Raw genomic sequence first — 12,615 nt, 5'->3', positions numbered from 1 at the left:
TGACTACACTAATTGTCAGTTAGCATTTTTTCTATATATTTTGTAGTGTATTCTCCCTTTATAAAATTTTCATCTTCTAATATAATAAATTGAAAATCTATATTGGTGTTTACACCTTCTATAATCAGTTCTCCTAATGCTCTTTTCATAATTTGTATAGTTTCTTCTCTATTCCTCCCATAAGCTATAAGTTTACCTATCATAGAGTCATAGTATGGAGGTATAGTATATCCTGAGTATACTGAACTATCTAATCTTACACCCAGACCTCCTGGGATGTATAAATTTTCTATTTTCCCTGGACAAGGTCTAAATCCATTTTTATAGTCTTCTGCATTTATTCTACATTCAATAGCATGCCCTTGTATTTTTATATCTTTTTGTTTTATATTTAATTTTTCTCCATAAGCTATTTTTATTTGCTCTTTTAAAATATCTATGCCTGTTACCATTTCTGTTATTGGATGTTCTACTTGTATTCTTGTATTCATTTCCATAAAATAAAAACTTCCATCTTCATCTAGTAAGAATTCTATAGTACCAGCATTTTTATACTCAACAGCCTTTGCTGCCTTTATAGCAACATCACCCATTCTTTTTCTTAATTCTTCATTCATACGAGGAGATGGAGCTTCTTCTAACACCTTTTGATTCCTTCTTTGAAGAGAACAATCTCTTTCTCCTAGGTGTATTATATTACCATAGTTATCCCCTAGTATTTGAAATTCTATATGCCTTGGATTTTTTATGAATTTTTCTACATACATACTATCATCACCAAAAGCACCTTTAGCTTCAGACTTTGCAGTATTAAAAGCTTTTATCATATTCTCCTTGGAATGGACTATTCTTATTCCACGTCCTCCACCGCCCGCTGAAGCTTTAACAACTACTGGATAACCTATTTCTTCTGCTATATTTAAAGCTTCTTCTTCATTATGTATTACTCCATTAGAACCTGGAATAACTGGCACTCCTGCCCTTATCATTATATCTCTAGCATTGGACTTATTTCCCACTTTATCTATTGTTTCGCTGTCTGGTCCTATAAAAACTATATTGCAATCTTTACACATATTAGCAAACTTACTATTCTCAGATAGAAACCCAAAACCAGGATGGATAGCCTGTGATCCTGTTAATACAGTAGCACTTATTATATTATACATATTTAAATAACTATCCTTTGAAGAAGGAGGCCCTATACAAACTGCCTCATCTGCCAATTGAACATGTAGAGCATCTTTATCTGCCTCTGAATATATAGCTACAGTTTCTATTCCCATTTCTCTACAAGCTCTAATTATTCTAACCGCAATCTCACCTCTATTAGCCACAAGTATTTTTTTAAACACTGCTATCTTCTCCCCTTCTATTTTTATAGATTTATTTTCCTATTACAAATAATAATTCTGCTTCTGCAGCTACTTTTCCATCTACAGTAGCCACGGCCTTACCTACTCCTGCAACACCTTTTATTTTAGTAAGATCTATACTAAGTTTTAAAACATCTCCTGGTACTACCTTTTTTCTAAACTTAGCTTTATTTATACCTCCAAAGTAAGCTATTTTGCCTTTAAATTCTTCTTTACTTAAAATAGCAACGGCTCCAACCTGTGCTAAAGCTTCTATAATTAGAACTCCCGGCATTACTGGTTCTTCTGGAAAATGCCCATTAAAAAAGTATTCATTAGCTGTAACATTTTTATATCCAACTGCACTTTTTCCATCTTCTAATTCAGTTATTTTATCTATCAATAAGAATGGATATCTATGTGGAATAATTTTTTTTATTTCATTTATATCTAAAAATTTCTCCATTAAAAATTCTCCTTTTTCATTATAGTGGCTTTATCTTAAATAAAGCTTCTCCATATTGAACCATTTGCTCATTTTCTATCAATACCTCTACTATTTCTCCATCTACTTCAGCTTCTATTTCATTCATAACTTTCATAGCTTCTACTATGCAAACTATATCTCCTTTTTTAACCTTATCTCCCACCTTAACATAAGGCTTTTTATCTATTCCTGGTGATTCATAAAAAGTTCCTACTATAGGTGATACTATTTCTATAAAATTATCTCCCATAGATATATCTGTTTTTTCTTCATTATTTAATAAATCTAATTTTTTCTCTTCTACAATATTATCTCTATTTTCTTTTTCATATTCCCCAGATATAATTTCTTGTTTATAACTTTTATTGTTTTCTTTTTTCATTTTTATAGCTATACCATTATATTCTATATCCATAGAAGATAAATTTGACTCACTCATAGCTTTTATTAAATTTTCTATGCCTTTAAAATCCATTTATTACTCACCCCATTTTTTTAATAATATTACTGCATTATGTCCTCCAAAACCTAAAGAATTAGACATAGCATAATCTATCATTTTATTTCTTCCACCTGAAGTCACATAGTCTAAATCACATTCTTCATCTTTAGCCTTATATCCAACTGTAGCAGGTATATATCCTTCTTCTAAAGACTTTGCACATATTATAGCTTCAACTGCTCCCGCTGCTCCTAATAAATGTCCTATCATAGATTTTGTAGAACTAACAGGTATACTAGCTGAATAATCTCCAAAGACTCTTTTAATTGCTTCTGTTTCAAATTTATCATTATATGGAGTACTAGTTCCATGGGCATTTATATAGGATACTTCTTCTTTATTTATACCAGCTTCCTTTATAGCCATTTCTATAGCTCTTGCAGCTCCTTCTCCTCCCGGTGCAGGGGATGTCATATGATATGCATCACAAGTAGATCCATATCCAACTACTTCTGCATAAATTTTAGCTCCTCGATCTAATGCATGGTCTAGTGATTCTAATACTAATATTCCTGAACCTTCCCCCATAACAAACCCATCCCTCTCTTTATCAAAAGGTATAGATGCTCTATTAGGATCTGTACTTTTACTTAAAGCTGTAAGAGTTGTAAAACCTGCTATAGCTATAGGAGTTATAGTTGCTTCAGTACCTCCAGCTAACATTATGTCTGCTTCTCCATTTTTTATAACTCTGAAAGCTTCCCCTACACAATTAGTTCCTGTAGCACAGGCTGTAACTACAGTACTGCATATAGCCTTAGCACCGAATCTAATAGCTATGTTTCCAGCTGCCATGTTGCTTATTATTGTTGGTATAAATAATGGGCTTACTCTATTGGGACCCTTTTCTAATAATTTTTGTTCTTCCTTTTCTATAGTTGCTAATCCACCAATACCTGACCCTACTATAACTCCAAATTTTTCTTTATTTATTTCATCTAAATCTAGTTTACTATTATCAACAGCTTGTTGTGCTGCTGCTACAGCAAATTGACAAAACCTATCTAATCTTCTAGCCTCTTTTTTATCCATATATTCTTCTGGATTAAAATCTTTAACCTCTGCTGCTAACTTAACTTTATAATCTTCCGTATCAAAAGATTTTATATTATCTATTCCTACTTTTTCTTCTTTTATGCTATTCCAAAACTCCTCAAGATTATTACCAATAGGTGTTATAGCACCCATACCAGTTATAACTACTCTTTTATTCATATTATTCACCCCTTTTTACCTATATAATCATTCCACCATCTACATGTATAACCTGACCTGTTATATATTCAGCTTTATCTGAAGCTAAAAATCCTACAGCTTCTGCTACATCTTCTGGAGTTCCTAACCTTTTAAGTGGGAGCAAATCCTCTATAGATTTTTTCATTTTTTCAGGTAATGTATCTGTCATATCTGTCTTTATATAACCTGGTGCCACTGCATTTACAGTTATTCCTCTACTACCAAGCTCTTTAGCTAAAGATTTAGTTATACCTATAACGCCTGCCTTAGCGGCTGCATAGTTACATTGTCCTGCATTTCCTGCTACTCCAACTACAGATGAAATATTTATTATTTTTCCTGATCTTTGTTTTAGCATTATAGGTGCTATATGTTTACTACAATTATATACACCTTTTAAATTAACACTAATTACTTTATCAAAATCCTCTTCTGCCATTCTTAATATCAAAGAATCTTTTGTTATTCCTGCATTATTTATAAGTATATCTATTGTACCGAACTTATTTTTTGCCTCATCTGCTATTTTTTTAGAGTCCTCAAAAGAACTTACATCTCCCTGAATAACTAAAGTTTCTACTCCAAATTCTTTAATTTCTTCTAATAAAGTATCTATTTCTTTAGCACTGCTTCTATAATTTAATACTAAATTAGCACCCATAGATGCTAATTTTTTAGCTATTGCTCTTCCTATACCCCTACTTGCTCCTGTTACTATTGCGGTTTTTCCTTCTAAGCATTTCATATTATTACCCAACTCTCCTAACTATTTATTGTTTTTAATTTTTCTATTGTTTTATTAAGGGACTCTATATCTTCTACATTTAATATATCTACTTTTCTATCTATTTTCTTAACAAAACCTGATAAAACCTTTGAAGGACCTATTTCTATAAAGGTATCTACTCCAAAATCTATCATTGTTTTTATACAATCTTCCCAAAGTACAGTACTCATAACCTGTTTCTTTAATAAGTCTTTTATTTCACTAGTATTTTTTACAAAATCTCCTGTTACATTTGTTATAAATGGAACTTCTATAGACTTAAGCTGTATTTTTTGTAACTCTTCATATAAATTTTTTCCAGCTTCTTTTAACATACTACTATGAAATGGACCACTAACACTAAGGTTTACACACTTTAAAGCCCTTTTTTCTTTTGCTATTTCACATGCCTTTTCCACTGCATTTATTTCCCCGGAAATAACAATCTGCCCTGGACAATTAATATTTGCTATTTCAACTATTCCAACCTCTTTTAAACTATCACAAATTTCCTTAACCTTTTCCTTTTTAAGACCTATTATAGCTGCCATAGTGCCCACACCACTTGGTACCGCATGCTCCATATATTGACCTCTTTTTCTTACCAAAGAAACTGCTTCTTTAAAATCTATAACTTTACTACAAACCAAAGCTGAATATTCACCTAAGCTTAGCCCTGCTGTAACATCTGGCTTTATACCATACTTTTCTAATGCTTTCATAGCAGCAATACTAAAGGTTAGTATTGCTGGTTGGGTATTTTCTGTTTTATCTATTTCATCCTTTGGACCTTGAAAACATATTTTAGTTAAAGGTATTTGTAGCTCTTCCTCTGCTATATGAAATATTTTTCTACACTCAGGAATATTTTCATATAACTCCTTACCCATACCTACATATTGAGCTCCTTGACCTGAGAATATAAAAGCTATCTTTGACATAATATCCTCCAAAATAAATATTATTTACAACCTAATAGTGTATAGGCTTCATTAAACATTTCATTTATAATTTCACTACAAGTTTGTTCCTTATTTATAAGTCCTGCGATTTGACCTGCCATAATAGAACCATTATCAATATCTCCATCTCTTACAGCTTTACTTAATGCTCCCCGGCCTAGGCTTTCAAATTCCTCTAAAGGAGCACCTTCCTTTTCTAGTATTTGAAATTTTCTAGATAATTTATTTCTTATAATTCTAACAGGATGTCCTGTAGGTCTACCTGTAACTTGTGTATCTATATCCTTAGCTTTCATAACTTTATTTTTATAATTTTGATGAACAGTACATTCTTTTGCTACTAAAAATCTAGTACCTACTTGAACAGCATCTGCTCCTAACATAAAACTAGCTGCTATACCTCTTCCATCACCTATTCCTCCAGCTGCTATAACAGGTATATCTACAGCATCAACTACCTGTGGTATCAATGCCATTGTTGTTAGTTCACCTACATGACCGCCAGACTCGCAACCTTCTGCTATTATGGCATCTACCCCTGATTTTTCCATTCTCTTAGCCAATGCTACAGAAGGAACTACAGGTATCACGATTATGCCATGCTCTTTCCACTTTTTTATATACTTTCCTGGATTACCTGCTCCAGTAGTAACTACCTTTACACCCTCATCACAAACCATTTGAGCTATTTCATCTGCGGTTTCCGATAGAAGCATTATATTTACTCCAAAAGGCTTATCTGTTAATTCTTTTGTCTTTCTTATTTCTTGTCTAACCCATTCTACTGGTGCATTTCCTGTTATTATTCCAAGACCTCCTGCATTAGAAACTGCCGCTGCTAATGAACTATCAGCAATCCATGCCATTCCACCTTGAATAATAGGATATTTTATTCCAACCATATGAGAAAATATGGATTTCTTCATACTTTTAATTCCTCCCTAGAATCTTAAATCAATAGTTTATTATTAAATGTTTATGTGCTATAATTAATTTGTTTTTAAAATTTAATTTTATGGACCATCTTAGATGGCCCTTTTTTTATTACTTTTTTATTTTTCTATTTTACTTTCAACATATTTTACTGCTTCTTCTACAGTTTTTATTTTTTCTGCCTCTTCTACTTGTATATCAAAAGCTTCTTCTATTTCTATTATTATTTGAAATAAATCAAGAGAATCTACTCCTAAATCTTCAAAAGATGTTTCTAATTTAACTTCTCCCTCATCTAAACCTAATTGTTCTACTATAATGTTTTTAACTTTTTCAAATACCATAATCTTTTCCTCCTAAAATTTATATTTATTTTATTTTTTATTAAATGCTCCATACAATGGCAACTCCACCAAAGGTTAAACCACCGCCGAAGCCTACTAATATAATCTTATCTTGTTTATTTAGTAGACCTTTTTTGTTCATTTCATCTAAAGCTATAGGTATACTTGCTGCGGATGTATTGCCATATTTATCTAGATTCATGTAAAATTTATCCTTATGGGTATTAAGCTTTTTAGCTGTATATTCTATTATTCTAGAGTTAGCTTGATGAGATATAATATACTTAACTTCATTCAAATCCCATTTAGTTTTTTCTTGTATATTACAAATAGTTTCACTCATTGCTCCTACTGCAAATCTAAATATTTCTTTACCATTCATTTTTATAAAATTATTAGTTTCTAACATATCATTCTTATTGAAATTATTATTTGATTTTAAAGCTCCGCAGGTAAGGTGTTCTCCTTTTAATCCATTTGATCCTGAATGAAACTCTAAAATTCCTTCTTCTTCAGTTTTACTTAATATAGCTGCTCCTGCTCCATCGCCAAACAATACACAGGTATTTCTATCTTCCCAGTCAACTATTTTAGATAAATTCTCAGCCCCTATTATTAAAGCCTTATTTCTAAAACTATTTTTTAACATAGAACAGGCTATCTCAAGCCCATATATAAATCCTGAACAAGCTGCAGATATATCAAAGCATAAAGCATTCATAGCTCCTATTTCTTTTTGAACACTACAGGCAGTAGAAGGCATAAAGTTATCAGGAGTCAATGTAGCTACAATTATTAAATCTAAATCATTAGCATCTATATTGGCATTTTTAATTGCTTCTTTTGCAGATTCTGTTGCCATATAAATAGTATTTTCTCCTTTAGAAATCCTTCTCTCTAATATACCTGTTCTAGTTCTTATCCATTCATCACTGGTATCTACTATAGTTGATAAAAAATCATTAGTAATAATATTATTAGGTACATAACTTCCAGTTCCAATAACACTAATATTACTCATTATTTTTCTCCTTATTAACTTTATTTAAACTATACTTTTCCTTAAAAAATTTATTTAGCTTATCCAAAGATTTTATAAGTACTCTTTCTTCCTCCTCCGTTAACCCATCTATAGTGGCCTTAATCATATCACTATGAAATTTATCATGAATCCTGTATGCCAATTTTCCTTTTTTAGTTAATTTAATTTGAACAATCCTTCTATCCTCTTCACTTCTTTTTCTTTCGACATATTCTTTTTTTACAAGATTGTTTACTGCGGTAGTTAAAGTTCCTACAGTTATCCCTAAATCCATAGCTACCTGTGACATAGTTCTAGGTTTATACATACCAATGGCCTCAATAGTATGTATCTCCGTAACAGATATATCTTTAAATATGCCTGCCTGCAATGCTTGTTGTTCAATGCTTAATATATCATTAAAGTTATCTACTAAAAGCTCATTTAAAATGTTTATTGATTCACTCAAAAAATCACCCCTCCCTTATATATTTTCTGTTAATTCTCTTATTAAATCTTTTACAGTAGTAATTTTATTTATTCTATGCCCATTACTCCCTGTAAAGATTAATCCTTCTTCTAAATTTCCTTTTACTGCTTCTATTAATGCTTTCGATATACAATAAGGAGTTTCCTTAGGATTACAACTTTTTAAGCACTTAAAGCAAAATTCTGGATTTATCCTATCACTGCATACTCTATCTACAAAACCATTTTTTATAGCTCTTCCAGGCAATCCTACAGGGCTTTTAATTATTTTTATATCTTGCTCCCTGCAATTAATGAAAGCTTTTTTAAAATTAATATGAGCATCACACTCTTCTGTAGCTATAAATCTTGTTGCTATTTGAACACCACTAGCTCCTAATTCTAAAACTCTCTTTATATCTTCCCTTTCATATATACCTCCTGCTGCTATCACAGGTATATTAATATGAAATTTATCCTCATAAATCTTTACTTCTTCTAAAACATCCTTTAAAATATTATCCAAGTTCATATTTTCATTATTTAAGTCATCATATTTAAATCCAAGATGTCCCCCTGCTAATGGTCCTTCCACAATTATTAAATCAGGTAATTTATCATATTTTTTGATCCATTGTTTTATGATTATAGTTGTAGCTTTTTTAGAAGAAACTATAGGTGCTATTTTAACATCACTATCCTTTGTATAACTTGGTAATTTTAATGGTAATCCAGCTCCAGAAATTATTATATCTATTTTTTCTTCTAAACAAACATTAACTAATTCTTCATAATTATTCATAGCTACCATTATATTTACACCCAGAATTCCCTCTGGAGATAGTTCTCTTGCTTTTCTTATTTCTTTTCTTAATGCTCTTATATTAGCTTCTTTAGTATTGGCTTTAAAATCTTTTTCTCTATATCCTATTTGAGCTGCAGATATTACCCCAATAGCTCCAGCATTTGCTACAGCTGATGCTAAATTATATCCTGATACACCTATCCCCATACCACCTTGAATTATAGGTATGTTAGAAATTAGCTCTCCTATCTTTAAAGGTTTAAACCCCATTTCTTTTTCTCCTCACTTTTTGATAATCAAATATTTTGATAGTCAAAGTATATAATAAAAAAATATCACTGTCAATGATAGTGATATTTTTTTATTATCATTTTATATAAATTAATGGATTACAAGGTTCATTATTTTTTCTTAATTCAAAATGTACATGAGGCCCAGTGCTTCTTCCTGTATTACCTACTTCTCCTATTTTCTCTCCTTTTTTAACATATTGACCTACTTTAACATATAACTTACTACAATGTGCATATATAGTTATAAGTTCAGAATTATGTTTTATCTTTATAACTTTTCCATACCCTTCTTCCCAACCAGAATATATAACTCTCCCATCTAAGCTGGAATAAATAGCAGTGCCACTAGGAGCACCTATATCTAAACCTTTATGAAATTTGCCCCATCTTTTACCAAATTGAGATGTTATACATCCACTTGTTGGCATTGTTAAAACTATTTTATCATTTGAAGTTCCTCTTGATAGCCTTTTATTATTTATAAAATTTTTCAAATTTTTTGATTGGGATATGTTTATTACAAGCTCATCTATAGTATTAATTTCCTTAACTGCTATGGTCTCTTCCTTTATTTTTATATGATCTATTATATTTACAGAATACTTTTTATTTATTATTTCATTTAACTCTTTAATTTCTTCTTTATTTGATAATATTCCTATAAATTCATCTTGAAGTTTTACTTTAAAAGCTGTTACTTTTATATTGGAATTTTCTAATATAGATTTTTTTATAAAATCATTACTTGTAAATATATCTCCCTTAACCTTTATATTTTTGAATTCTATATTGTTTTTCATATTTAAATTAAATCTTTTTTTCGTATTATTTTCCACTTCTTTATATATTTTGTTAAAATCTTCTTTATTCTTCATATATGCTACAGGATTATCGTTTACTAACACCTCATAAGCATTAGGTTTAGTATAAATATAAGTATATGTGGCTACTAAAACGGTAACCCCTATAGATAATAATAAAATAAGTTTTTTTCCTATATCTTTACTCAAAATATCACCCTTTTTAGTTTTTATACAACATATACTTTAATATTCCCAAATTAATATGTTTTATTACTATTTTTAATTATTTATATAATTATTCTCCAGTGCACCTATTATTGTAATAATATTTATAGTTTGATATAATGTATTAATGTTAATAATAATCAAAAGGTAGGTGATACACCTTTGAGTACTTTTGTATTTAAGAACAATAGTTGGAATTATACTCCTGTAAGTAACATTTTCATAGACAAATTTATGCCTAAAGCCCGAGGAGAATTCGTAAAAGTATATCTTCTAGGGCTAAAATATTGTATGTCAGGAGAAATAGGTGTAAGTTCTGAAATAATAGCTAGTACATTACATTTATTACAAACTGACGTAATGAATGCTTGGAATTTTTGGAATGATGAAGGTGTAATAAAAATACAACCTATAGATAATATGGGTAATTACAATATAGAATTTTTAACTTTAGAAGATAGTAAAGGCTCTGATGATAACATAAATTTATTAGAAGAATTAAATAATAATTCTGTAAAAGACATGCTTCAGGACATAGAAAAACTTTTATCTAGGCCTTTATCCTCTAAAGAAATGACTGTTTATATAGAATGGATAAAAGACTACAATTTTTCTCCTGAAATAATATTATTATTAATTCAATATTGTGTATCTAAAGGAAAAACTGACTGGAGATACATAGAAAAAATAGCTCTAGGCTGGTTTGATGCTAAAATACAAACTATAGATGATGCTCAAATGTATATAAAAAAACATGAGGATAAATGGGTTAAAATAAGAAAAATCCTAAATTATTTAGGGGCAAAAGATGGCGAAATAATGAAACCTCAAGAAGAAATTTTGGATAAGTGGATTAATATATATAATTTCCCTTTAGATGTTATCTTTAAAGCTTGTGATATTTGTTTTCAAAGAATTAATAAAGGAGACTTTAGATATATTGATGGAATATTAAACAGTTGGCATAAAGAGGGTTTACAAACCTTACAGGATGTTACACTAAAGGATAACAATAAAAAAACATACAAAAAAGAAAACAAAAATTATAGTACTCCCGTTAAAAAAGATAAATTTAATGATTTTGAACAAAGAAATTATGATTTTGAAGAACTAGAAAAAAAATTATTAGGATGGGATAATAATGATTAAGGGTTATAAGTCAGAAATCCTAAAGGAATATGAAAAAATTAGAGAAAAGGAATCCTTAGCTCTAAAAAATAGAAGAAAAGAAATAAAAATGAAATTACCTAAAGTATTAGAACTTGAACAAGAAATAGCTAAACTTTCTATAGAAATGTCTATAAATATATTAAAAAATCCTGACAAATCAGAAGAGTATATTAATATAATAAAAAACAAAATAACAGACTTAAGAGTAAAAAAATCTGAACTTCTTGTTAGTAATGGTTATGATATGGATTTTTTAGAAATGCACTACAACTGCAATACATGTAAGGATACAGGTTTTGTAAATAACAAAAGATGTTCCTGTTATAAACAAAAATTAATAAAACTATATTACGATAATTCAGATTTAAAACATATACTTAAAACAAACAATTTTCATAATTTTAACTTTGAATACTTTACTAATGAAAAAACAGATTTTCATTCTGATACACCACGAAAAAACATAAAAAAAATCTTAGATAAAATGTGGCATTTTATAGAAAACTTCAACAAAACAGATGAAAATTTTATGTTTATTGGTAATCCTGGTACAGGTAAAACATTTTTATCTAATTGCATCGCCAAGGAACTTTTAGATAGAGGTAATTTTGTAGTTTATAGAACCGCTGATGAATTAATACAAAACTTGAGATCTATTAAATTCAATAATGATAAACACTTAGAAGATATTCTTATAAACTGTGATTTACTTATAATAGATGATTTAGGCACAGAATCAATAAATGAATTTTCAAAAGTAGAGTTATTTAATTTCATAAATAAAAAACTTCTTATGAGAAAAAAAATGATAATATCATCAAACTACAGTATAGAATCAATTTTAAAAAATTATTCTGAGAGAATATCCTCACGACTTCTTGGAAATTTTACATTATTTAAATTTTATTGTGATGATATAAGAATACAAAAAAATATACAAAATAAATAAAGTAGCTAGAAATCTAGCTACTTTATTCTATATGTATAATAAATAATAAAAACTATATACAATCAACTTTGAAAGCATATAGTCCTTTAACTGGAGCTGGCAATAGGACTTGAACCTACAACCTGCTGATTACAAGTCAGCTGCTCTACCAATTGAGCCATGCCAGCATAATGGCGACCCAGAAGGGGCTCGAACCCTCGACCTCCGGCGTGACAGGCCGGCACTCTAACCAACTGAGCCACTGGGCCATATATTAATGGTGGGCACAACAGGGCTCGAACCTGTGACCCCCTGCT

Annotated in this window: 14 protein-coding genes and 2 tRNA genes; 2 read left to right on the top strand and 14 right to left on the bottom strand. The window is 29.8% G+C overall.

The window, feature by feature from the left end:
* Positions 1 to 8: 8 nt before the first annotated feature.
* The 12 genes from ACYUDJ_RS19175 to ACYUDJ_RS19120 form a co-directional block, all read right to left on the bottom strand.
* On the bottom strand, positions 9 to 1,355 hold the full coding sequence (locus ACYUDJ_RS19175; RefSeq protein ID WP_003488122.1) for an acetyl-CoA carboxylase biotin carboxylase subunit: 1,347 nt from the start codon (positions 1,353 to 1,355) through the stop codon (positions 9 to 11).
* 31 nt (positions 1,356 to 1,386) lie between these two features.
* Positions 1,387 to 1,821, bottom strand: a complete 435-nt coding sequence (gene fabZ, locus ACYUDJ_RS19170; protein WP_003488121.1) for a 3-hydroxyacyl-ACP dehydratase FabZ — start codon at positions 1,819 to 1,821, stop codon at positions 1,387 to 1,389.
* A 19-nt stretch (positions 1,822 to 1,840) separates the two neighbouring features.
* The gene (gene accB, locus ACYUDJ_RS19165) at positions 1,841 to 2,317 is read right to left on the bottom strand and encodes an acetyl-CoA carboxylase biotin carboxyl carrier protein (RefSeq protein WP_003488118.1); all 477 of its coding nucleotides are present in this window, start codon (positions 2,315 to 2,317) and stop codon (positions 1,841 to 1,843) included.
* A 3-nt stretch (positions 2,318 to 2,320) separates the two neighbouring features.
* Positions 2,321 to 3,559 (bottom strand): beta-ketoacyl-ACP synthase II, encoded by a 1,239-nt coding sequence (gene fabF / locus ACYUDJ_RS19160; protein WP_003488115.1) that lies wholly within the window; start codon positions 3,557 to 3,559, stop codon positions 2,321 to 2,323.
* A 19-nt stretch (positions 3,560 to 3,578) separates the two neighbouring features.
* Positions 3,579 to 4,325, bottom strand: coding sequence for a 3-oxoacyl-[acyl-carrier-protein] reductase (gene fabG / locus ACYUDJ_RS19155; RefSeq protein ID WP_003488113.1), 747 nt, complete (start codon positions 4,323 to 4,325; stop codon positions 3,579 to 3,581).
* Between the two features lie 17 nt (positions 4,326 to 4,342).
* Entirely contained in the window at positions 4,343 to 5,287 is a 945-nt protein-coding gene (fabD, locus tag ACYUDJ_RS19150; RefSeq protein WP_043032636.1) for an ACP S-malonyltransferase, read from the bottom strand.
* 20 nt (positions 5,288 to 5,307) lie between these two features.
* On the bottom strand, positions 5,308 to 6,234 hold the full coding sequence (gene fabK, locus ACYUDJ_RS19145; RefSeq protein WP_003488108.1) for an enoyl-[acyl-carrier-protein] reductase FabK: 927 nt from the start codon (positions 6,232 to 6,234) through the stop codon (positions 5,308 to 5,310).
* A 126-nt stretch (positions 6,235 to 6,360) separates the two neighbouring features.
* Entirely contained in the window at positions 6,361 to 6,585 is a 225-nt protein-coding gene (gene acpP / locus ACYUDJ_RS19140) for an acyl carrier protein (RefSeq protein ID WP_003359433.1), read from the bottom strand.
* Positions 6,586 to 6,625: 40 nt separating this feature from the next.
* Entirely contained in the window at positions 6,626 to 7,606 is a 981-nt protein-coding gene (locus ACYUDJ_RS19135; protein WP_043032637.1) for a beta-ketoacyl-ACP synthase III, read from the bottom strand.
* Positions 7,599 to 8,075, bottom strand: coding sequence for a MarR family winged helix-turn-helix transcriptional regulator (locus ACYUDJ_RS19130; RefSeq protein ID WP_003488104.1), 477 nt, complete (start codon positions 8,073 to 8,075; stop codon positions 7,599 to 7,601). Before ACYUDJ_RS19130 ends, ACYUDJ_RS19135 begins: the two co-directional genes overlap by 8 nt.
* 15 nt (positions 8,076 to 8,090) lie before the next feature.
* Positions 8,091 to 9,149, bottom strand: a complete 1,059-nt coding sequence (locus ACYUDJ_RS19125) for an NAD(P)H-dependent flavin oxidoreductase (RefSeq protein ID WP_003488103.1) — start codon at positions 9,147 to 9,149, stop codon at positions 8,091 to 8,093.
* 97 nt (positions 9,150 to 9,246) lie between these two features.
* Entirely contained in the window at positions 9,247 to 10,182 is a 936-nt protein-coding gene (locus tag ACYUDJ_RS19120) for a M23 family metallopeptidase (RefSeq protein ID WP_043032638.1), read from the bottom strand.
* Between the two features lie 180 nt (positions 10,183 to 10,362).
* Here ACYUDJ_RS19120 and ACYUDJ_RS19115 point away from each other — a divergent pair, with 180 nt between their 5' ends.
* Positions 10,363 to 11,349, top strand: a complete 987-nt coding sequence (locus ACYUDJ_RS19115) for a DnaD domain protein (protein ID WP_042386012.1) — start codon at positions 10,363 to 10,365, stop codon at positions 11,347 to 11,349.
* Entirely contained in the window at positions 11,342 to 12,319 is a 978-nt protein-coding gene (locus ACYUDJ_RS19110; protein ID WP_043032639.1) for an ATP-binding protein, read from the top strand. The genes ACYUDJ_RS19115 and ACYUDJ_RS19110 overlap by 8 nt, the downstream gene beginning before the upstream one ends.
* 91 nt (positions 12,320 to 12,410) lie before the next feature.
* On the opposite strand, the gene ACYUDJ_RS19105 is transcribed toward ACYUDJ_RS19110, so the two are convergent.
* Positions 12,411 to 12,486, bottom strand: a tRNA-Thr gene (locus tag ACYUDJ_RS19105).
* 4 nt (positions 12,487 to 12,490) lie between these two features.
* Positions 12,491 to 12,567, bottom strand: a tRNA-Asp gene (locus ACYUDJ_RS19100).
* Positions 12,568 to 12,615 lie beyond the last annotated feature (48 nt).

The organism is Clostridium sp. CTA-6 (genome assembly GCF_054768115.1).
This window is presented reverse-complemented; position numbering and strand designations above follow the sequence as displayed.

Coding starts and splice junctions, on each gene's coding strand:
- fabZ (WP_003488121.1), bottom strand. CDS start 1,821: ATGGAGAAATTTTTAGATATAAATGAAATAAAAAAAATTATTCCACAT.
- accB (WP_003488118.1), bottom strand. CDS start 2,317: ATGGATTTTAAAGGCATAGAAAATTTAATAAAAGCTATGAGTGAGTCA.
- fabF (WP_003488115.1), bottom strand. CDS start 3,559: ATGAATAAAAGAGTAGTTATAACTGGTATGGGTGCTATAACACCTATT.
- fabG (WP_003488113.1), bottom strand. CDS start 4,325: ATGAAATGCTTAGAAGGAAAAACCGCAATAGTAACAGGAGCAAGTAGG.
- fabD (WP_043032636.1), bottom strand. CDS start 5,287: ATGTCAAAGATAGCTTTTATATTCTCAGGTCAAGGAGCTCAATATGTA.
- fabK (WP_003488108.1), bottom strand. CDS start 6,234: ATGAAGAAATCCATATTTTCTCATATGGTTGGAATAAAATATCCTATT.
- acpP (WP_003359433.1), bottom strand. CDS start 6,585: ATGGTATTTGAAAAAGTTAAAAACATTATAGTAGAACAATTAGGTTTA.
- ACYUDJ_RS19135 (WP_043032637.1), bottom strand. CDS start 7,606: ATGAGTAATATTAGTGTTATTGGAACTGGAAGTTATGTACCTAATAAT.
- ACYUDJ_RS19125 (WP_003488103.1), bottom strand. CDS start 9,149: ATGGGGTTTAAACCTTTAAAGATAGGAGAGCTAATTTCTAACATACCT.
- ACYUDJ_RS19110 (WP_043032639.1), top strand. CDS start 11,342: ATGATTAAGGGTTATAAGTCAGAAATCCTAAAGGAATATGAAAAAATT.